Genomic DNA, 20,320 nt, shown 5'->3' on the forward strand with positions numbered 1-20,320 from the left:
CCCTCATGCGCCCCAGACCGGCTCGCACCTCGAGTTCAGGCCGGTTCGGGCGCGCCGGGCCCCTGCTGCTCGGCGCGCTCACCGTGGGCGCAGCTTCGTGCATCGTACGCACCGACTTCGTCCCGGCGGCCTTCAACAACGGCGCGCTCGACAGCAAGGGTGACCCCTTCCGCGAACCCGCTGCGGTGCGCGCGGAAGTCGTCGAGCGCCTCGTCTGGGACGAGGTGATCGACGGCTACTTCGGTCAGGGCTCGGGCAGCGCCCCCGGCCACCAGGTGGCGCCGTGGCTCCAGCGGGTCGCGCAGAGCCCGACGGGCTTTCTGGAGATCGCCTCCTGCGCCGCCTTCGGCGCCGGGCCACGCTGCGCCCTGGCAGCCACGACGCCCGAACAAGGCCGCGAGGAGATCAAGACCCGGCTCCGCGCGCTCACCGCCGTCACTGCGGGTGAGGCCGTGGGTCCGATGTGCGAAGGCTTCGGTCGGCCCAACTGGCCCGTCTTCGAGCGCGTGCTCGACGAGATCCGCTTCCGCCAGGCCATCGCCCGCGCCGCCCGCTCCGTCGGCGAGGTCCTCCAGGAAGGCCTCGTCGACGAGACCGCCGTGCTTCAGGGCGCCGAGCGCGCCTTCCAGCACGCCGCGCAGTACATCGGCGACCGGCGCTGGCGCCGCGAGCGCGACCGCCACACCACCGGCCTCGTGGTCAAAGGCGGCGCGGCCACCGGCATCTTCAGCGCCGGCGTGGTGTGGTCGGTCCTCCACCTGATCCACGGCTGCATGTCCGACCCCACCTGCGGCAAGGGGCGTGACCTCCGCTTCAAGCTCCTGTCCGGCACCAGCACCGGCGCGATGATCACCACCGCCGTCGACCGCTTCAACAGCGCCACCACCGCCGCCGAGCGCCGCGCTGGCCTCGACGACATCCCCAAGTGGTTCACCTGCTACTCGCTCACCGACCTCTTCTGTGTCCGCTCCGCGCCCATCACCCGCCTCTTCGACATCGGTGACGCCGCACAGAAGGGCGTCCTCGAGTTCGACGGGATCCGCAAGGTCCTGTCGAGCTGCGTCGACGAGCGCATGCAGAAGAACCGCTCCGAGCTGATCCTCAACACCGTCGAGTTCCGCACCGGCGCCCTCTACGCGCTCAGCGATCAAGCGGAGCTGCGAAGCCCTGCTTGTGTGGTCGAGGCCGCGCTCGCCTCCTCCTTGCTCCCCGTCATCGCCAACCCCGTCGTGCAGCTCCCGGTCGGCCTCCCCTACGATCCCACCCAGCTCGACGCCACCGAGCCGAGCTTCCTCGACGGCGGCATCCGCTCCGAGATCCCCTTGATGCCGCTGGCCCGCCGCGGGGCCGAGCGCGTGCTCGTCGTCTCCAGCGCCAACTCCATCCTCGGCGGCACCCACCGCCTGCGCAACGCCCTGGAGATCGCCCAGCGGTACATCGACGTCTCCGTCGGCGGAGTGACCGAGAGCGATCTCGTCCACGCCAAGCGACACGCCGAGTCGGTGCGCCAGGCCGAGATCGAAGCATGCCGCGAGCGCTTGCGCGAAGGCGACGCACTCTGTCCCCCCGACTCTCCCTGCGACGCCCACAAGATCTGCGAGACCCGCGCCTGGAGCGACGCCTGCTCCAGATCCCAGGGCCTCCCCCCGCCGAGCGCCCCCGAGGAACTCGCCTCTCCTCCTCCCGCGCCCGCCGCCGAGGACGCGAACGAAGCCCAGCGCGTCAAGCGCCTCGGCCTCGACGACACCGACGTCCTCGCGCCTCCCATCGAACCCTTCTGGCGGGTGATGGGCGTCTTTCGCAACGAGTCCTCCGTCGACTCCCTGAACGGCTACAACTTCGAGCCCGCCGAGCTGCGCCGCCTCTTCCGCGCTGGCGCCGAGCAAGGGCGCTTGCGCTGCCTCGACATCGCGCGCCTCCTCGGCATCCCCTCCGACCCCAGCACCGTCGACGCAGCGATGGAGGCCAAGCTCGTGCGCTGGTGCAGCCCCGAGCTCCCCAAGAACGAGGCGCTCTGCGGCGGCATCACCCACGCCGAAGGGTTCAGGAGCTGCGATCAGCCCGCCCCCGACACCTTGAACGCCTGCGGCGTCGCCCCTCCCCTCGGCGCATGCCAGACCTCACGATGAGACGCCCGACGCACGCCATCGCAGCGACGGCAGCGCTGCTCCTCGCCACCGCCGACGCCGGCGCCCAGGCCGTTCCGCCGCCCGATCCTCCCCCCCCGGATCACTCCATCGAGGACCTCCTCCCCATCTTCCGACCCGCGACCCTGCCCGACGAGGGCCTGCTCCCGTCGCGCAAGCACGAGATCACCGTCGCGCTCCCTCAATCCTTCGTGAGCCAGGGCGGCGCGCTCAGGTTCCGCTCGGGCATCTCCGCCGAGGTGGTCCCCTGGTCGGCCCGTGATCTGCAGAGCGTCCGCGTGAGCCTCTATGGCGCCGGCCTCCTCGGCACGTGGAGTGACGGCGCTTCCCTGCGGCCTCTCGTCGAGGGCGGCGTTCGCATGCGCCTCAGCCTCCTTCCCTCGGAGATCATCGACGTCTACGCGCTCCTCGGCGCAGGCGTCATCGCCGGGGGCGACGGCAACGCCAAGATCGGCCTGCGCGCCAGCCAGGGCGGCGGCATCCGCCTGTTCCGGGCCCTCTTCACCGAGATCGCCGTCGACTACCTGTTCGCCCTCGATCGCCCCTTCCTCCACACCGGCCAGCCGCATCACGACGCCATGGGCCTCAGCACCCACGTGGGCTTCGATCTCTGCAGCATCGGCACGTTCTGCGATCACCCCCCCATCCTCCAGGAGCGCGACGACCGCACCTGCTGCGTGTACGACCAGGCGCGTTCCATCTGCGAAGCGGCCCGCACGAGCGGCGCCTCCTCCCCCCTCTGCGCCTCCGTCGAGGCCGCTCTCGACGCCCGCCGCCACGCGGTGCTCGCTGGCGAGGCGCCCTTCGACCGCTTCCTCCTCGCCGTCGCGCAGGAACTCACCGAGCGCGCCTCCGTCGAAGCGAACACCACCGATCCCGATGCGCCTCCTCAGAACCTCCGCCCCGCGCTCGCCGCCTTGCTCGCCGATCTTCACGCCTTGAAGACGAGCCACGGGCGCCTCACCGGGTGGCGCGAGCGAGGTCGAGCCCAGGAGCGCTCCCTCGCACAGCGCCGCAAGGTCATCCGTCGAAAGCGCGTCTACGCCCCTTACGCCAACGAACTCTTGCGCGCGCTCGGCTGTGGCTGGGAACCCGCCTCGGTCGGCGTCTGCCGGGACGTGTGCGACACCCCCTCTCCCGGGGCTGATCCTTGCGCCCTCGCGCGGTAGCTGCGCTACCGTCGCTGACGCCATGCGCCGCCTCGCACTCCGCCGCATCCAGCACCTCGCCGCGCTCGCCTTGCTCGTCGCCGCATGCACCGACAAGACCCCGCAGCTCACCCCGGAGCAGCAGGCCAAGGTCGCGCCGTACATCTCCGCGGGGCCTCCGGCCGGGATGGTCGAAACCAACGTCGACTTCGGCGGCAAGATCAAGCTCGTCGGCTACGTCATCTCCCCCCGCCAGGCCATCTACCTGCCGGGCACCAAGATCGACGCGATGCTGGTCTGGCGCGTCGAGAAGCCGCTCGACCCAGGCTTCGAGCTGTTCACCCACCTCCTGGATGAGAACGGCCAGCTCGTCCTCAACGTCGACGGCGCAGGTCCACTCCGCAGCATGGAGGGCTTCCAGGGACAGCCTCTCCCGCCTTCGGCCTGGAAGACCGGTCCGTACTACCTCGACCTCGTCCGCTTCATCGTCCCCGCCGAGCCTTCACCGAACCTCACGATCGCTGCGGGCATCGCCCACCCCCAGAAGGGGCGGCTCCCCATCCTCGGCGAGGGCGGCGACGCCGAGCACCGCACCGCCCTCCTCCGCCTGCGCACCGGCATGCGCTCCGGCAGGACCAACATCAAAGAGCTCACCGCCCACAAGCTCGCGCCGGGAGACACCATCACCATCGACGGCCGCCTCGACGAGCCCGCGTGGCGCGACGCCCGCAAGACGACGCCGTTCGTCGATCCCCACGCCGGTCGCCCCAACCCTCGGATCCCGGCCCAGGGCCACGCCCGCCTCCGCTGGGACGACACCCACCTCTACGTCGCCTTCGAGGTGCAGGACGCGCACGTCACCGGCGGCTTCCCGGCCGATGCCAAGGACCCGCACCTCTGGGAGCGCGACACCGTCGAGATCATGATCGACCCCGACGGCGACGGCGACAACAAGGACTACTACGAGATCCAGATCAGCCCGCAGAACCTCGTCTTCGACAGCCAGTTCGACGACTACAACGCGCCGCGGGGAGGTCCCGACGGTCCGTTCGGCCACGAGGCATGGAGCGCCAACCTGGAGAGCGCCGTCGTCGTGCACGGCACCCTCGACGACGACACCGATCGCGACGAGGGCTACACCGTCGAGGCGCGCATCCCCTGGGCGTCGTTTCAAAAAGCGCAGCGCAGCCCGCCAGCGCCAGGCGACACCTGGCGCATGAATTTCTACGCCATGCAGCGCAACGGCGGCACCGCCTGGTCGCCTCTCTATGGCGAAGGCAACTTCCACCGCGCGAAACGCTTCGGGCGGGTGAAGTTCGCCCTGCATTCCGACGTTGGCGTCGACAGCGGCGCGCCTGCCCCGTCCTCGTCCGCCAGCGCCACGGCAACGCCCGGCAGCGCTCCGCTCCCCAGCGCATCTCCGAGTGCCAGCGCCCCCGCAGGGCCTGACGTCCCATCGCCCGCAGCGCCCTCGTCGAAGCCCGGACAGCCCGTGAATCCCGGCGCGCCTCCGCCAGCGAAGCCCGCTACCCCCTCACCGGCGGGCACCGCGAGCAGCGATCGAGCCGAGCCCGGGCTCTGGGTGGGCCACCCCGACCGCTGACTCGACCGCCTCCCGACAGGCGCTCACGCCGCCAGCGCTTGCGGTCAGACCCGCGGCGTCGTCCGGTACACCGTCGAGTCTCGCGACTCGGACGAGTTGTACGTGTACGTCCAGCCATGCGGCCGCACGTGCCGCTCCAGGTGGGTCTCACACCAGAGCTGCTGCCCGCCGGTCTCCTGACGCTTCGCCACGCACAGCGGGCACGGCTTCTCGATGTTCGGCAGCTCCGAGGCGTTCTCGTGCTCCTTGGGGCGCACGATCCACACCGCGCAGCGCGCATGGCGAACCACCGACTCCGCCACCGACCCGGAGATCAGCCGCTCCAGCCCGTTCCTCTCCTTCGTCCCGATCACGATCAGGTCGGCGTCCACATCCGCGGCGAGCTGCACGATCTGCGTCGAGGCCGACCCGGTCCGCATGTGCGTCCGCACCCGCACCCCCTTCAGGTCGTTCAGCGCAGGGGCCAGCGTCTTCACCCGATCCCGCACCAGCGCCTCGGTCCGATCGAACGCCGGCTCCACCGTCCCGTTGAAATGCTTGGCGCCTCCCCCCTCGACATGCACCACGTGGATGTCGACCCCGGGGAAGCTCGACGCGAACTGCAGCGCCGCGTCCAGCGCGCGCACCCCCTCCTCCTCGAAGTCCAGTCCCACCACGATCGTCGCCGAAGGCTGTTGCGTCCCCATGAGTCTCCCTCCTTCCGGAACTCCTTGGGGCCCACGGGCCCCTGTCGCCAGCCTCTGGAGGGACGAAAAAGAAGAGCCAGGGCGCCGGCCCTCCCCGACCGCGGATGCGGGCGCCGCTTCCCGCAGCAATCCGCGCAATTCTGACTAAGCTACGCCGCCGTGCCGGTCGTAACAGCCCAGGAGCTTCGCAAATCGTATGGAACGCGCGTCATCCTCGACGACGTCACCCTGACCATCCGGACCGGCGAACGCGTCGGCCTGGTCGGCATCAACGGCTCGGGCAAAAGCACGCTCGCCCGCATCCTCGCGGGCACCGAGGCGCCGGAGAGCGGCACGGTCATGCGCCGCCGTGGCGCCGAGATCGCCATCCTCTCGCAGGATCCGCAGTTCGAGCCCACCCTGTCGGCCCGTGACGTCGTGATCGCAGGGCTCGCGGCCTGGCACGCCGCCCGCGCCCGCCACGACGAAGCGAGCCGTGCCCTCACCCGCGGAGACGGCGAGCACGACGCTCTCCTCGCCGCCCAGTCCGAGGCCGCCGCCGACGTCGAGCGCCTCGGCGGCTGGGACGTCTCGCATCGCGTCGACGCCATCCTCGGCCACGTCGGCGTCACCCGGCTCGACGCCCCCGTGGGCTCCATGAGCGGCGGTGATCGGCGCCGCGTCGCCCTCGCGCGCATCCTCGTCGCCCGCCCCGCCCTCGCCATCCTCGACGAGCCCAGCAACCACCTCGACGCCGAGACGGTCGAGTGGCTCGAACAGTACCTGATCGAAGAGCACACCGGCGCCCTCCTCCTCATCACCCACGATCGCTACCTGCTCGACCGCGTCGCCGAGCGCACCCTCGAGATCGACAAGGGCAAGGTCTACAGTTACGACGGCGGCTACGAGGCGTACCTGGAGCAGAAGGCCGAGCGCCTCGCGCTCGACGCCCGCGCCGAATCGAACCGGCAGAACTTCCTCCGCCGCGAACTCGAATGGCTGCGGCGCCAGCCCAAGGCCCGCACGGGCAAGCAGAAGGCCCGCATCCAGCGCGCCGAGTCGGCCAAGGGCCAGCTCGCGCCCAAGGCCGAACGCGCCGCCGAGCTGCACGTCGCGACCACCCGCTCCGGGCGCTCCATCCTCGAACTCAAACAGCTCGGCGTGCGCGTCGGTGATCGCTGGCTGATCCGCGACCTCGACTTCGTGCTCACCAAGGGCGAGCGCGTCGGCGTCGTCGGCAGGAACGGCACGGGCAAGACCACCCTGCTCCGCGCCATCCTCGGCGACCTCCCCGCCGAGGCCAGCGCCAGCGAACAAGAGCCCCGGCTCACCCAGGGCGAGGCCGTGCTCGGCAAAAGCACCACCATCGCCTACTTCGACCAGCACCGAAGCGGCCTCGATACCGAAGCCTCCATCCTCGAGAACGTCGCCGGCGACCGGGCGCGCATCCCCCTCGGCGAGCATGTCATGGAGCCGCGGGTCTACCTGGAGCGCTTCCTCTTCGAAGGCCCGACGATCAACCAGCCCGTCGGTTCGCTCTCCGGCGGCGAGCGCGCCCGCGTCGCGCTGGCGAAGATGCTCTCGCGCCCCTCCAACGTGCTCCTGCTCGACGAGCCCACCAACGATCTCGACGTCACCACCCTCGCCTCGCTCGAAGACATGCTCGTCGAGCTGGACGGCTCGGCGGTCGTCGTCACCCACGACCGCTGGTTCCTGAACCGCGTCGCCACCACCATCCTCGCCTTCGAGGACGATGGCCGCGTCATCCGGTACGCCGGGAACTTCGACTCGTTCCGCGCGCAGAAGGCGCACGCCGAGGCCGAGGCCAAGGCCGCCGCCGCAAGCGCCGCCGCCGCGCGCACCGCAGCCCCCGAGGCCACGAAGGCGGCGAAGGGTGGTCCCCGCGAAGCGCCGCGCGCCAAGGGCCTCACCTACGCCGAGCGGGCCGAACTCGACGGCATCCTCGAACGCATCGAGCAAGCCGAGGTCCGCGTCACCGAACTCGAAGCGACGCTCGCCGACCCTTCCCTCTACGCCAGCCGTGGCGCCGAGGTGCCCGGCATGGTCGCCGATCTCGAGAAGGCCAAGGCCGAGGTCACCCGACTCACCGCCCGCTGGGAAGAGCTGGAAGCGAAGCGAGACGCCGCAGGCAAGGGCTGACCGCGGCGCCTCCCTGGAACTGACCGCAGCGCCTCCCTGGAGAGGCGCCGCGAGCGGAGAGGCGCCGCGCGTGCAGCCGACCTCAGTCGATCGACGGCTTCACGCCCAGCTCGCGCAGCACATCGTCCGCGCCGCCCACCGCATCCATCACCCACAGCATGTAGCGCAGGTCCACGTGAATGGTCCGGGTGATCGAGGGCATGAACAGCCAGTCCGAGGCCATCGCCTCGTAGTTGCCATCGAACGCCAGGCCCACCAGCTCGCCGCGCGCGTTGAGCGTCGCCGAGCCCGAGTTGCCGCCGGTGATGTCCAGATCGCTGAGGAAGTCGACCGGCACCTCGCCGAGCGCCGGGTGCACGTACGGGCCGAACTTCTTCGCCTTCACCGCCTCGAGGAGCGCCTTCGGCGACTCGAACGGCTCCTTGCCCGTGTCCTTCTTCAGGATCCCGCTCACGCCGGTGAACGGCTCGAACGTCGGGCCATCCTCCTTCGCCTTGTAGCCGCGCACCGTCCCGTAGGTGATCCGCAGCGTGCTGTTCGCGTCGGGGGCGAGCGCGCTCCCCTGGAACTGCTGCAGCGCCTCCACGAACTTCGGCCGGTGCGCGCTCATCGCGCCCGCGTACGCCTTCTTGCGATCCTGCTGCGCCTGGAGGGAGGGCCGCATGGCCACGGCGAGCTTGACCAGCGGATCCTGGCTGCGCTTCAGCTCCGCGGTCGTCGCCGTCTCGAGCAGCTTCACCCGCGTCGCCTCGTCCTCCAGCTTCGTCTTGCCGAACAGCCCGCTGACCGCCTGATCGATCGCGGCCTCCGTCGGCTCCTTCTTCCCGAGCAGCGCCGTGTAGACCACCGGCCGATCCTTCTCCGGAAGCAGCGCCATCCGCCGCAGGAACACCTTCAGCAGCGCGCTGTCGATGCGCCGGTCGTAGCCCTTCTGCAGTGCCGCCTGCGCTTGCTCGAACCGCTGCCAGTTCCGCTGCTGGTACGACGGATCCCGCTCGGCGTCGGGCTTCGGGCGCTCCTCCGCCATCTTCACGATCGCGTCCGCCGCGCTCACCAGCCGGACGAGGCCCATCATCTGGTCGACCAGCTCGTCCTGCTCGCGCGTGGCCTGCTCTGCCGCATGGATCTTCGCCATCTCCTCGATGGCGCCGCCGAAGGCCGTCTGCCGCTTTGGGTCCGCGGCGATCCAGGTCTTCAGGTTGGCCTCGACGGCGGCCTTCTTCTTCGCCAGCCCGTCCTTCACCAGCCCATCGAGCAAGCCCTCCGTCTTGAGCAGGCGGTTCATCAGCCCGTCGATCCGCGGCATCGTCTTGATCTTGAGCGCCGCGTCGTCCTTGCTCAGTCCGTTCAGGAGATCGATCACCTCCTTGTAGAGCTTCACCCGCTCCGGGTACTCCCACGACGACGCCGTCTCCACCTCGGCCGCCGTCCGCAGCCGGTTCGTCCGACCGGGGTAGCCCGCCACCATCACGAAGTCTCCCGCGACGAGCGGCGTGCTGGCGACCTTCAGGTGGTGCGGCGGCTTGTACGGCACGTTGGTGCTCGCGTGATCGGCGGGCTTGCCGTCCTTGCCGACGTACGCGCGGAAGAACGCGAAGTCGCCCCCGTGGCGCGGCCAGCGCCAGTTGTCGATGTCGCCGCCGAAGTTCCCGATGCCCTCGGCGGGGATGTACACCATGCGCACATCCTTGATCTCGAGCTGCTCGATCAGCCGGTACTGGGCCCCGCCGAAGTACTCCGCCACCGAGCAGCGGATCCCGGGGCGGTCCTTCTCGCACGCCGCGACGAGCTGCTTCTCGCGGGTCTCGATCTGCTTCTGTCGCGCGAGGCTGTCCTTGATCCCGTCGAGGCCCTCCCGCACGTCCTTCGACACGTCGCGGAGCGCCTGCGTGACGTACACCCGCGCCGTCGGTCCGGCCCAGCGCTCCTCGGCGCGGCTCTTCGCGAGGAAGCCGTCCTGCTGCAGGTTCTCCTGCGGCGTGGTGTTGAACTGGAGCGCGCCGCCGGAGCAGTGGTGGTTCGTGGCCACCAGGCCCTCGGCGGACACGAACGACGCCGAGCAGCCGCCCAGGCTCACGACGGCGCCCAGGGGAAACGCCGTCGGATCGAGCAGCGCCTTCGGATCCATCTTCACGCCGAGCTGCTCGAGCTGCGGCCCGTGCGAGGCGAGCTGCTCCGGCATCCACATCCCGCCGGGGTTCTCGAACGGGGCCTTCGCCTCACGCGCCGCGGGCGGTGCAGCGGGGGCCGACTGCAAGGTCGGCTCTGCCGGCTCGACGGGCGGCTGAGCGCCACACCCGGAGGCGCAGGCGGCAGTGACGATGGCGAGAGGCAGGCCCGTGAAGCTGCGGAGCGACAGGCCCCGACGGCGGCGCGAGGTGGTCATGGCCCGGGCTCTACCGCCGTCCACCGGACGTGTCCACGCGCTCGTGCTCTCCCGGGAGGGGCTGCGGCTCAGGCCGACTGGCGCCGAGAAATGTTTGTTGCTCCAACCGTTTCCAGACCGAGGGCTGGCCGCGCTCGGTTCACTTCGGGCTTGCGGGCGGGGCGATGGTTCTTGGTCCAACCGTCCCCGACCGCGTGCCTGCGCTCAACCCACCTCGTGCATGCGGAACGAGGCGACGGCGGAGCTGCCCTCCAGGGTCCGGTGAATCCAGGGCGCGTCGCGCTGGGCCACCGCGATCAGGCGGACCTCTCCCACCCCCTCCATGGGCTCCAGGCCGGCGAAGCCCACCTTCTTGGCTTCGTCGATGGTCATGACCTGAGCGCTCGTTTCCTTGATGATCTCGGCGCTGAGGATTTCCTCGGTGGTCTTGCCGCGAACCAAATACACCTCGAAGACGGCCAGCATGCGCCCATCCTCGCCTGGGCGGAGAGCCCTTCGCAAGAGAGGAGCGCCTCCCTCCACCGATCGAGGATCACCCGTGCATTGCTCGGCCGTTCAGCCCAGCAGGCTCTCTCGATCACACAATTTCACGCTATGTCTGCCAGCGGGGGGCCCGGGTAAAGCCCCGCCCTGCTTTCGGGGCATCCCTGATAGAGAACCGTCCACTGCTTGTTAGGTTTTGACCCTTCTGGTTTCGAGGCAATCCCGTGCGCGAGCTCCTCATCGTCGACGACAGCAAGGTGATGCGCGAGATGATCGTGGCGTGCCTGCGCACCGAGCCCAGTCTCTCGTTCACGCAGGCTGGCAGCGGCCTCGAAGCGATCGAGAAGATGTCCTTGAAGCGCTTCGACCTCGTCGTCCTCGACCTGAACATGCCGGACATCGGCGGTCTCGAGGTGGTCGAGTTCATCCGCGGCCAGGACCGGCTCCGCGCGCTGCCCATCCTCATCGTCACCACCCGGGGCGACGATCTGTCGCGCTCCCGCGTGCTGTCCGCCGGTGCGAGCCGGTTCTTGACCAAGCCGTTCACGCCTCAGGCCATCGTGGCCGAGGTGCGCAGCCTGCTCGGCGGGGAGCGCCCACCGTGAAGCCCATGGTGGACGTCGCCGAGTTCCGCTCGGCGTATCTCGCCGAAGTCGACGATCATCTGGAGACCGCCGGTGCGCACCTGCTCTCGCTGGAGCGCACGGCGGCTCAAGGACGGTCGGACCCGCGCGCCGTCCGCGAGGTCTTCCGCGCGCTGCACACCATCAAGGGGCTGTCGGCGATGATGGGCGTCGAAACCATCGTCGCCATCTCCCACCGCATGGAGGGCCTGCTCCGGTGGCTCCAGCAGGGCAGCGCCCCCAGCCCGGCGACCATCGACGTGCTCTTTCAGGGCACGCGCGCCATCGCGCAGAGCGTGCGCGCGCTCTCCGAGGGCGCGCCGCCCACCGAGGCGCCCCGCCCCCTGCTCGACGCCCTCGACGCGCTCATCGTCGGGAGCGCGACCTCCCCGCCGGCCCACGCGCCCACCCTCACCCTGCCCGAGGAGCTCGCCGCCAAGCTGAGCGAGGCCGAGACCCAGCAGCTCGCCGCGGGCGTGAGTGCCGGGCGCCGCGCGCTGCGGGTCGACTTCTCGCCCTCACCGGACCTCGCCGAGCGGGGCCTCACCATCACCAGCGTGCGCGAGCGCGTCGGCGCGCTCTCGGAGATCATCAAGGTCGTCCCGTTCTCGCGACCGCCGACCGAGGAGGCCCCGGCCGGGCTGACCTTCTCGCTGATCCTCCTCGCCACCGCGCCCGACCAGACCATCCTCGATGCCGCCGGCCTGCCACCGAGCGCGCTCACGCCCCTCCTCACGCAGCCGAAGCTCAGCGCCGCGCTCACCACCACCGATCCCCCTCTGATCGACGCCGAGGAGCCCTCCTTCGAGGTGGACGAGGTGCCCCGGCGCGGCGTGCTCCGCGTCGAGCTCGGGCGCATCGACGAGGCCATGGACCGGCTCTCGGCGCTGGTGGTCACCCGCTACCGGCTGGAGCGGTGCGCTTCCGAGATGGCCGAGGTGGGCGCCCCCGTCCGCGAGCTGACCCGCTTGCTCGCGGAGCAGGCCCGTGAGCTGCGCGATCTCCGCTCGGCCTTGCTCCGCGTGCGCATGGTCCCCATGAGCGAGATCCTCGACCGCTTGCCCCTCGTCCTGCGCAGCCTCCGGCGCGACACGGGGAAGAAAGTGCGTCTCCAGATCGAGGGCAGCGGCGCCGAGCTGGACAAGGCGGTGGCCGAGCGGCTCCTGCCCGCCATCATCCACATCGTCCGCAACGCGGTCGACCATGGCATCGAGTCCCCCGAGGAGCGGGCACCCACCGGCAAGCCGGACGAAGGCACCTTGCGGATCAACTGCTCGACGGTGAGCAGCGCGGCGCTCTCCATCTCCATCGCCGACGACGGCCGGGGCGTCGATCGCGCCTCGGTGGCGCAGCGGAGCGGCGTCGCATCGAGCGCGGAGCTCGACGACACCGCCCTGCTCGATCTCCTCTGCTCCCCCGGCCTGTCCACGCGCCTCGAGGCCACCACCACCAGCGGCCGTGGCATGGGCATGAACATCGCTCGCCGGGTGATCACCACCGACCTCGGTGGCGAGCTGACGATGACCACCACCCAGGGCGCCGGCACCACCTTCACCCTGCGCGTGCCGCTCACCGTGGCGATCCTCGACGCCTTCGCCTTCCTGTGCGACGGCCAGCACTACGTGGCGCCCATCGCCATGATCGACGAGATCGTGGAGATCGACCCGGCCTCCGTGATCCATGGCCCCGGGGGCATGCCCCTCTTCGAGCGGCGCGGGACCGCGGTGCCCGTCGTGCCCCTCTCGGTCGCCCTGGCAGGGAACACGGCGCCCCCTCGCCTCCCCGCCGCCCGCTCCCTCGGCGCAGGCTCACCAGGCCCGAGCGCGCAGACCCCAGGCATCGGGGCGCGTGAGAGCGACGAGGCGCGCAAGGCGCTCATCGTGCGCCGCGGCGGTGAGGCGACCGCGCTCACCGTGGATCGGCTGCTCGGGCACCGCGAGGCGGTCATCCGCCCGCTCACCGACCCGCTGGTGCAGGTCACCGGCGTCTCGGGGGCGACCGATCTCGGCGACGGCAAGCCCACGCTGGTCCTCGATCTGATCGCGCTGGTGGGCGCGGTGAACGGTCGGCGCGGCGCGCTCGCGCGCGTGGAGGGTGAATGAACGGCCTGCACGTGGTGTTCAAGGTGGGCGACGGCATCTACGCGCTGTCCGCCGAGGAGGTGCTGCAGCTCGAGGCCTTCGAGGGGGTGACCCCCGTGCCGGGCGCGCCGCACCACGTCGCCGGGGTGGTGCAGAGCCGCGGCCGGGTGGTCCCCGTCGTCGATCTCCGCGCCCGCTTTCGCCTGCCCGCGATCGAGCGGACCATGGACTCTCGGATCATCCTCGTCACGGTCGAGGACCGCGTGGTGGGCCTGCTCGTCGACAGCGCGCGCGAGGTGATCACCCTGCCGCCGTCCGAGATCACCGCGCCGCCGCGCCTCGTGGCGGAGCGCTCGGACGGCTTCGTTCGCTCCGTCGCGCGCGCCTCGGGCCGCCTGCTCATGCTCATCGACACCCGGAACGTCATCGGAGGAGAGCCGCTGCAATGAACAGCCTGGGACACGGGGGATCCAGCGCGATCCTCGGAACTGCTCAGGAGCGCGCCGAGCGCGCCCTCGTCATCCTGCGCCAGGCGACGGCCTCCGCTCGCGCCATCGCGGACGCCTCGTCCCGCCTCGGCGCCGTGCTCGACGAGCAGGTCGCCACGTCGAGCGACGTGCGCGTGGTCCTCGACGAGGTGGGCGACGTCCTCGAGCAGGCCGCGCAGCGAGGCCAGAGCCTCCACCGCTCGCAGCAGATGGCGGGCGAGGTGCTCCGCGAGGTGGAGCTGTCCGTCACCAGCACCGCCGCGTCGTTGCAGGAGGTCACGACCTCGATCAGCAGCGTGAAGAAGGACACCGCGACCCTCGCGTCCCTCTCCGACACGAACGCCACCACGCTCGAGCAGATGGCGCGCTCGATCAAGGGCGTCGCCTCCGACGCCGAGGACCTCGCCGCCGCCAGCGAAGAGCTGCTCGCTTCCGTGACCCAGGCGGCCTCCAACCTGGAGGCGATGTCGAAGCAAGGGCAGTCGTCCTCCGCCGCCATCGAGGAGACCGCCACCACGATCGAGCAGATGGCGCGCGGCGTGAACCGGCTCTCCACGGACGCGAGCGCGGTGTCCGAGCAGATCACCAAGGTCTCGTCCATGCTCGCCGGGATGAACGCGGGCATGACGGACGCCGCCCGCAGCTCCGCCAGCACGCTCGAGGCGATCGAACAGACCGCGACCACCGTCGAGCAGCTGGCGCGCTCCATCGCCTCCGTCGCCGAGCACGCGCGCGGGCTGGAGACCACCACCTCGGCGAACGCGGTCACCGTCACCGAGCTCGCCGCGTCCGTGGAGGAGGTCGCCGCCACGGCCGAGAAGAACGCCGCGGTCATCGACGGAAACGCCACGGCCATCGAGCAGCTCGCGCGCACGGCGCAGACGGTCACCAGCAGCGTCGAGCAGATCAACGGACTCGCCGCGAGCAGCGCCACCGCGTCGGCACAGCTCGAGGTGAGCGCCCGCCGCATCGCGGACCTGGCGAGCGGCGCGCGCGAGGCTGCCGAGCGTGTCGGTCAGGGGGCGCGGGAGGGCGGCGCGACGGTGGCGCGCTCCATCGGCGGCTTCGGCAAGGTCCGGCAGTCGATCCTCGACGCGGCGACGGTCATGAAGGAGATGGGTCGCCGCGCCGAGGAGATCGGCGACATCGTCCAGACCATCAACCTCATCGCGGACCGGACGAACCTCCTCTCGCTCAACGCGAGCATCGAGGCCGCACGGGCCGGGGAGCACGGGCGCGGCTTCGCCGTCGTGGCCGAGGAGATCCGGGTGCTGGCCGACCGCGCGGCCGCCGCGAGCGCCGACGTCGCCAAGATCGTCCGGGGCCTCCAGAGCACCGCGCGGGAGGCCACCACCGCCACCGGGGAGGGCGTGCGCGCCGCCGACCAGGGGTCCGAGCTGGCCAGCGAGGCGGAGCGCGCGCTGGGCGGCATCCTGCAAGGGATCAACGACGTCGTGGGTGCCGTGCGCGAGGTGTCCAAGGCGAGCGCCGAGCAGGCGCAGGCGAGCCGCACCGTCGCCGAGAGCGCGGCCAAGGTGAGCACCGAGAGCCGCATCATCGCCAAGGCCTCGGCCGAGCAGACACAGTCGGTGACGGGGCTCGCCCGCGGCGCCGCGGAGCTGCGCCAGATGGCGAAGCAGACGGTGCAGGCGACGTCCGAGCAGGCCCGCGCGCTGCGCGACGCCGCGCGGACCAACAACCAGATCACCACGAGCGCGGAGCAGGTGGCGCGCGCCTCGCAGGAGCAGGCCGCAGCCGCCGCGCAGCTCGCGCGCTCGGCCGTGCAGCTCCGGGAGCTGTCCCAGACCAACACCGCCATGGTGAGCGAGCAGAACCGGGCCATCACGTCCGCGAGCAGCGCCGCCCAGGAGGTCTCGCAGGCCACCGCGCGCACCGTCACCGGCCTCGCAGAGCAAGCCAAGGGCGCGAGCGAGGTCGCGCGCGCCATGCTCGACGCGCGGCAGCAGGCGCAGGGCACCGCGCACGCCGTCTCCGAGCAGTCCCGGGCCACGCGGCAGGTGGAGGCCGCCGCCCGCCAGGTGGCCCGCCTCGCGACCTCGCTGACCAAGGCGAGTTCCGAGCAAGAGAAGGCGGCGACGCACCTCGCCCGCAGCGGCGAAGAGGTGCGGGTCATCTCGCGACAGACCGCGCGCGTGGTGGACGAGCAGACGGATGTCCTCCGGCTCGCCGTGCAGGCCACGGCACGACAGGTTCAGGGTCTCGGCACCATCACCACCGCCACCCGTGACCAGCTCACGGCGAGCGAGGAGGTGGTGCGCTCCCTCGAGACCGCGAGGACCCGCGCGCGGGAGGCCACCGCGAGCCTGGGGCGGCAAGCGCGGCGCGCCGCGGACGGCACGATGGATGTCCGGCTCATCGCCCGCCACGCCGCGGACATCGGTGGCGCCGCAGCAGGCCCTGTCGCGGCGGGCGCGCAGAGCACGCAGGGCGAGCAGGGCACCACCGCAGCGCCGGGCGATCCAGGTGCCCTCGACAGCGCGAGCGCCGCGCGCCAGAGCGTGGATCCCCGCCCCTCTCAGGATCTCGACGAGCGCGCGGCGCCACAGGAGGCCGAATGAGCACAACGGCGATCGGCACCTCGCTCTCCACGGCGGAGCGCGCGCGCGTGGCCGAGGTGCAGCGGCTGGAGCGGACGGGAGCCGAGGGGGTCCGGGCGCTCGTCGAGGCCCTCGACGACCCGAGCTGGAGCGTGCGCCGCACGGTGGTCGCCGCCCTGGCCCGCCTCGGCGACGTGGCCCTCCCGGCGCTCCTCGCCTCGCTGCATGACGACCGGACCAACGAAGGGAAGGTCGCTGCGTGCGTCGATGCCCTCGCGGCGTCGGCGGGTGACAGCGAGAGCCCCCTGGTCGAGCTGCTCTCCAGCACCACCGATCCGATGCTCGCCTGCGACGCCGCGCAGGTGCTCGGCCGGCGCAAGAGCATGCGTGCGCTGCCCTCGCTCGCCGAGCGCGTGCGCGATCCCGACGACAACGTCGCCGTGGCCGCCATCGAGGCACTCGGCCGCATCGGCGGCGCCGTCGCCATCGAACCCCTGCTCGCCGCCCTCGACAGCGGCAACTTCTTCCGCGTCTTTCCGGCGATGGACGTGCTCGGTCGCACCGGCGATCCGCGCGCCGTCGGTGCGCTGGTCGCCCTGCTGGACGAGCCCCTCTACCGCCAGGAGGCCGCGCGGGCGCTCGGTCGCACCGGTGATCCTGCGGCGTTGCCGCCGCTGGTCGCTCTCCTCGGGCGCTCGGGCGACACCTTGCTCCGCGTGGCGGCCACGGCGCTCGTCGAGCTGCACGATCGCGCACTCGCCAGCCAGGAAGAGCGCGGACAGCAGAGCGACGACTGGGGCCTCGCCCTCGCCGAGGTCGTTCCGGCCAGCCTCACCTCGCTGAGGACCCGACCGTCCATCGCTCGCCGTCTCTCGCAGTGTCTCACCGGCGCCGATGCCGCAGGGCAGACGGCCCTCTGCCGCGTGCTCGCCTGGATCGGGGGTGATCCCTCGATCGCCGTGCTGATCGAGCTGCTCGACGCCGAGCCCCTCGCAGCCCAGGCGGCCGCTGCCGCGCTGCGCGAGATGGGCGCGGCGGCGGAACCCCAGCTCGGCGCCGAGCTGCGAGAAAGCGGCTCCCCTCGGCGCGCGCGCATCCTGCCCCTCGTGGGGCGCGGCGCCAGCCTGGTCCCGGAGGTGCTCGCCGCACTCGACGATCCGGAGACCCGGGTGCGCGCCCTCGCGTGCGACGCCCTCGGCCGCATCGGCGATCCCGCCGCGGTCTCCGCCCTCTTCCGCCGCCTCGAGGACGACGATCCGTACGTGATCCACGCGGCCACCGGCGCGATCCAGGCGCTCGGCGGGCCGGAGGCGGAGGTGCTCGCGCTGGGCGCGGCGCGCTCGACGTCGTGGATGGTTCGCCGCGCCGCCATCCAGATCATGGGCCACCTCGGCTGTGGGACCGGCCTGGAGCTGCTGCTCGAGGCCACCCACGATCCGGACGATCGCATCCGGGAAGCCGCCGTGCAGGCGCTCCCTTCGTGCCAGGACCCACGTGCCTTCAACCAGATCCTGACCCTCACCAGCCACCCGTCACCGCGCACCCGGGCTGCTGCGATGCGCGCGCTCGGCCGGGTCCCGCGGGAGCCACGCTCGGTCGCCGCGCTCCAGCAAGCCCTCGGAGACGTGGACGCCTGGGTCCGCTACTACGCCTGCCAGTCGCTCGGTCGTCTGCAAGAGCAAGGCGCCGCGGAGATCCTGGCAGGCCTCATCCACGACGAGGCCGGTCAGGTGCGCCTCGCCGCCGTGGAGGCGCTGGCGCGGCTCGACTCACCGAGCGCGCGCGACGCGCTGCTCAGCGCCTCGCACGCAGCGGATCCGGAACTCCAGCGCGCTGCGGTGCTCGGGCTCGGCTCCACGAGGCGCCCCGAGGCCTTGCCCACCTTGCTCGAGGCGAGCCGCTCCGACGACCCGACGACGCGCCTCATCGCGCTCTCCGCGCTGCCTGATTTCCAGGCCCCCGAGGTCGACCAAGCCATCACCCGCCTCACCGGCGACCCCGATCCAGACGTGCGTCGCCTGGCCGAACGCACCCAGCGCAGGTGATGTCCGGGGCGCGGCTCTCGCCGCAAGTCTCCACGCTGCTCTGCCGCTTCGTCGAGGAGCGCACCGGCATCCATTACGGGCCGGAGACGCTCGATCTGTTCGTCGAGAAGCTCACCCGACGCATCGCCGTTTCCGGGCACGAGTCGGCGCTCGATTACTACTACTACCTCCGCTACGACCCCGAGGGCGTGGCCGAGATGGACGCCCTGATCGACGCGCTCGTGGTGGGAGAGACGTACCTGTTTCGCGAGGCCACGCAGCTCCGGGCCTTGTGCGATGAGGTGCTCGTACCGGCGGTGGAGGCCGGACGCCGCCCGCGGGTCTGGTCCGCCGCATGCGCCACGGGGGAGGAGCCGATCACCCTGGCCATGCTCCTCCACGAGCGTGGCATCCACACGCAGGTGGAGATCATCGCGAGCGACATCAGCCGGGCCGCCGTGGACCGAGCACGCAGCGGAGAGCTGAGCCGCCGCGCGATCCGGAGCGAGCTCCCCGAGGAGGCAGCGCGCTGGATCCACACGGCCCCCGATGGCTCCGTGCAGGCGAGCCCCTCCCTCGTCGCCGAGATCGACTTCCGCCGCGTGAACCTGATCGACGGGCTCGCCGTGCAGGCGCTCGGCTCGTTCGACGCCATCATCTGTCGGAATGCGCTCATCTACTTCAGCGACGACACGATGCGCCACGTGATCGAGCTGCTGTACGGCGCGCTCGTCCCCGGCGGCTTCCTGCTCATCGGCGCCTCGGAGTCGTTGTTGCGCCTCGGGACGTTGCTCCGGTGCGAGGAGCGGCGCGGGGTGTTCTTCTACAGAAAGGCGGCTCCATGAACCAGAGTTCCGGAAGCGGTCTACCGATTCGCGTCCTCGTCGTGGACGACTCGGCGTTCGTCCGCAAGGTGCTGCGCGAGGTGCTCGGCGCCAGCGCAGACATCGAGGTCGTCGGGGCGGCCCGCGACGGTCTGGAAGCGCTGGAGCAGATCGCCGCCCTGCGCCCGGACGTGATCACGCTCGATCTGATCATGCCGAACCTCGATGGATTCGGCGTCCTCGCGAACCTGCCCACCGAGCACCGTCCGCGCGTGGTCGTGGTGAGCACCCACGAAGCGCAGAGCATCCTCGGCCTCGCGGCGCTGGAGGCCGGCGCCATCGATGTCGTGCACAAGCCGACCGCGCTGGCGACCACCGATCTCTACGACCTCGCCACCGAGCTGCTCGCCAAGGTCCGCGCGGCGGGCAGAGGTCGACCCCCGGCGCCGCTCGGTCCTCCCGCGGCACGGCAGCAGGGAGCACGCGCCGTGCGCGGAGCGCGCGCGCCACAGCTGTATGGAACGAGGCTCGTGGCGATCGGCACCTCCACGGGTGGTCCTCAGGCGCTCGCGCGCCTGCTACCTGCGCTGCCGCAGGACCTGCCCGTCCCCCTCGTCATCGCGCTCCACATCCCCATCGGGTACACCGCGGACCTCGCCCGTCGCCTGAACGAGCGCAGCACGCTGGAGGTCGTGGAAGGCTCCGACCGTCTTCTCTTGCGCCCGGGTCTCGTCGTGCTCGCCCGCGCCGGACAGCACCTCCGTATCGAACACACGAGCGACGGACTCCATGCTCGGCTCGACGCCGTGAGCTTCGCGCCATTCCGTCCTTCCGTGGACATTCTGTTTCACTCTGCCGTCGAGGCTGTCGGTGCGAAGGTCGTCGGCGTGCTGCTCACCGGCATGGGCGACGACGGCTGCGCTGGCGCGCGCGCCATTCATGAAGCGGGTGGGAAGGTTCTGACAGAGTCCGAGTCCTCCTGTGTGGTATACGGTATGCCACGAAGCGCAATCGAGGCGGGGGTCTCGACCGTGAGCTGCACGCTCGAGAGGATGGCCGAGGAGATTCAGCGATGGCTCTGACTCCACCCGTGCGCTCGACGTCCGGCATGCGCAGCAGGGTCCCTGGAG

General features: G+C 71.3%; 14 protein-coding genes. 11 read left to right on the top strand and 3 right to left on the bottom strand.

Annotation, left to right across the window (positions count from 1 at the left end; all coding sequences use genetic code 11):
• Window positions 1-5 precede the first annotated feature (5 nt).
• From CMC5_RS01560 to CMC5_RS01570, 3 genes are read left to right on the top strand one after another with little or no spacing between them, the layout of a single operon-like run.
• Window positions 6-2,129, top strand: a complete 2,124-nt coding sequence (locus tag CMC5_RS01560; RefSeq protein WP_050428754.1) for a patatin-like phospholipase family protein — start codon at window positions 6-8, stop codon at window positions 2,127-2,129.
• A complete protein-coding gene (locus CMC5_RS01565; RefSeq protein ID WP_156338037.1) occupies window positions 2,126-3,316 on the top strand; it encodes a hypothetical protein in 1,191 nt (396 codons plus the stop codon). The genes CMC5_RS01560 and CMC5_RS01565 overlap by 4 nt, the downstream gene beginning before the upstream one ends.
• Before the next feature lie 22 nt (window positions 3,317-3,338).
• Window positions 3,339-4,898, top strand: coding sequence for a carbohydrate-binding family 9-like protein (locus CMC5_RS01570; protein WP_050428756.1), 1,560 nt, complete (start codon window positions 3,339-3,341; stop codon window positions 4,896-4,898).
• A gap of 44 nt (window positions 4,899-4,942) precedes the next feature.
• On the opposite strand, the gene CMC5_RS01575 is transcribed toward CMC5_RS01570, so the two are convergent.
• Window positions 4,943-5,584, bottom strand: a complete 642-nt coding sequence (locus CMC5_RS01575) for a universal stress protein (protein ID WP_050428757.1) — start codon at window positions 5,582-5,584, stop codon at window positions 4,943-4,945.
• 159 nt (window positions 5,585-5,743) lie between these two features.
• Between CMC5_RS01575 and CMC5_RS01580 the strand changes: the two genes are divergently transcribed.
• A complete protein-coding gene (locus CMC5_RS01580) occupies window positions 5,744-7,723 on the top strand; it encodes an ABC-F family ATP-binding cassette domain-containing protein (protein ID WP_050428758.1) in 1,980 nt (659 codons plus the stop codon).
• An 82-nt stretch (window positions 7,724-7,805) separates the two neighbouring features.
• On the opposite strand, the gene CMC5_RS01585 is transcribed toward CMC5_RS01580, so the two are convergent.
• Both CMC5_RS01585 and CMC5_RS01590 read right to left on the bottom strand, forming a co-directional pair.
• A complete protein-coding gene (locus tag CMC5_RS01585; RefSeq protein WP_082362153.1) occupies window positions 7,806-10,109 on the bottom strand; it encodes a S46 family peptidase in 2,304 nt (767 codons plus the stop codon).
• A gap of 204 nt (window positions 10,110-10,313) precedes the next feature.
• Window positions 10,314-10,574, bottom strand: coding sequence for a hypothetical protein (locus CMC5_RS01590; protein ID WP_050428759.1), 261 nt, complete (start codon window positions 10,572-10,574; stop codon window positions 10,314-10,316).
• 242 nt (window positions 10,575-10,816) lie between these two features.
• Here CMC5_RS01590 and CMC5_RS01595 point away from each other — a divergent pair, with 242 nt between their 5' ends.
• The 7 genes from CMC5_RS01595 to cheB are packed head-to-tail and all read left to right on the top strand — an operon-like array spanning window position 10,817 to window position 20,272.
• Window positions 10,817-11,197, top strand: coding sequence for a response regulator (locus CMC5_RS01595; protein ID WP_050428760.1), 381 nt, complete (start codon window positions 10,817-10,819; stop codon window positions 11,195-11,197).
• Window positions 11,198-11,202: 5 nt separating this feature from the next.
• Window positions 11,203-13,317, top strand: a complete 2,115-nt coding sequence (locus CMC5_RS01600) for a chemotaxis protein CheA (RefSeq protein WP_063796458.1) — start codon at window positions 11,203-11,205, stop codon at window positions 13,315-13,317.
• Window positions 13,314-13,745, top strand: coding sequence for a chemotaxis protein CheW (locus tag CMC5_RS01605; protein WP_050428762.1), 432 nt, complete (start codon window positions 13,314-13,316; stop codon window positions 13,743-13,745). Before CMC5_RS01600 ends, CMC5_RS01605 begins: the two co-directional genes overlap by 4 nt.
• A complete protein-coding gene (locus CMC5_RS01610) occupies window positions 13,742-16,363 on the top strand; it encodes a methyl-accepting chemotaxis protein (RefSeq protein WP_050428763.1) in 2,622 nt (873 codons plus the stop codon). Before CMC5_RS01605 ends, CMC5_RS01610 begins: the two co-directional genes overlap by 4 nt.
• Window positions 16,360-18,387: a HEAT repeat domain-containing protein gene (locus CMC5_RS01615; RefSeq protein WP_050428764.1), complete on the top strand. Its 2,028-nt coding sequence runs from the start codon at window positions 16,360-16,362 to the stop codon at window positions 18,385-18,387. Before CMC5_RS01610 ends, CMC5_RS01615 begins: the two co-directional genes overlap by 4 nt.
• Window positions 18,387-19,211: a CheR family methyltransferase gene (locus tag CMC5_RS01620; protein WP_050428765.1), complete on the top strand. Its 825-nt coding sequence runs from the start codon at window positions 18,387-18,389 to the stop codon at window positions 19,209-19,211. The genes CMC5_RS01615 and CMC5_RS01620 overlap by 1 nt, the downstream gene beginning before the upstream one ends.
• Window positions 19,208-20,272: a chemotaxis-specific protein-glutamate methyltransferase CheB gene (gene cheB / locus CMC5_RS01625; protein WP_050428766.1), complete on the top strand. Its 1,065-nt coding sequence runs from the start codon at window positions 19,208-19,210 to the stop codon at window positions 20,270-20,272. Before CMC5_RS01620 ends, cheB begins: the two co-directional genes overlap by 4 nt.
• The last annotated feature ends 48 nt before the right edge of the window (window positions 20,273-20,320 follow it).

It is taken from the genome of Chondromyces crocatus (genome assembly GCF_001189295.1).
Classification (GTDB): domain Bacteria; phylum Myxococcota_A; class Polyangia; order Polyangiales; family Polyangiaceae; genus Chondromyces; species Chondromyces crocatus.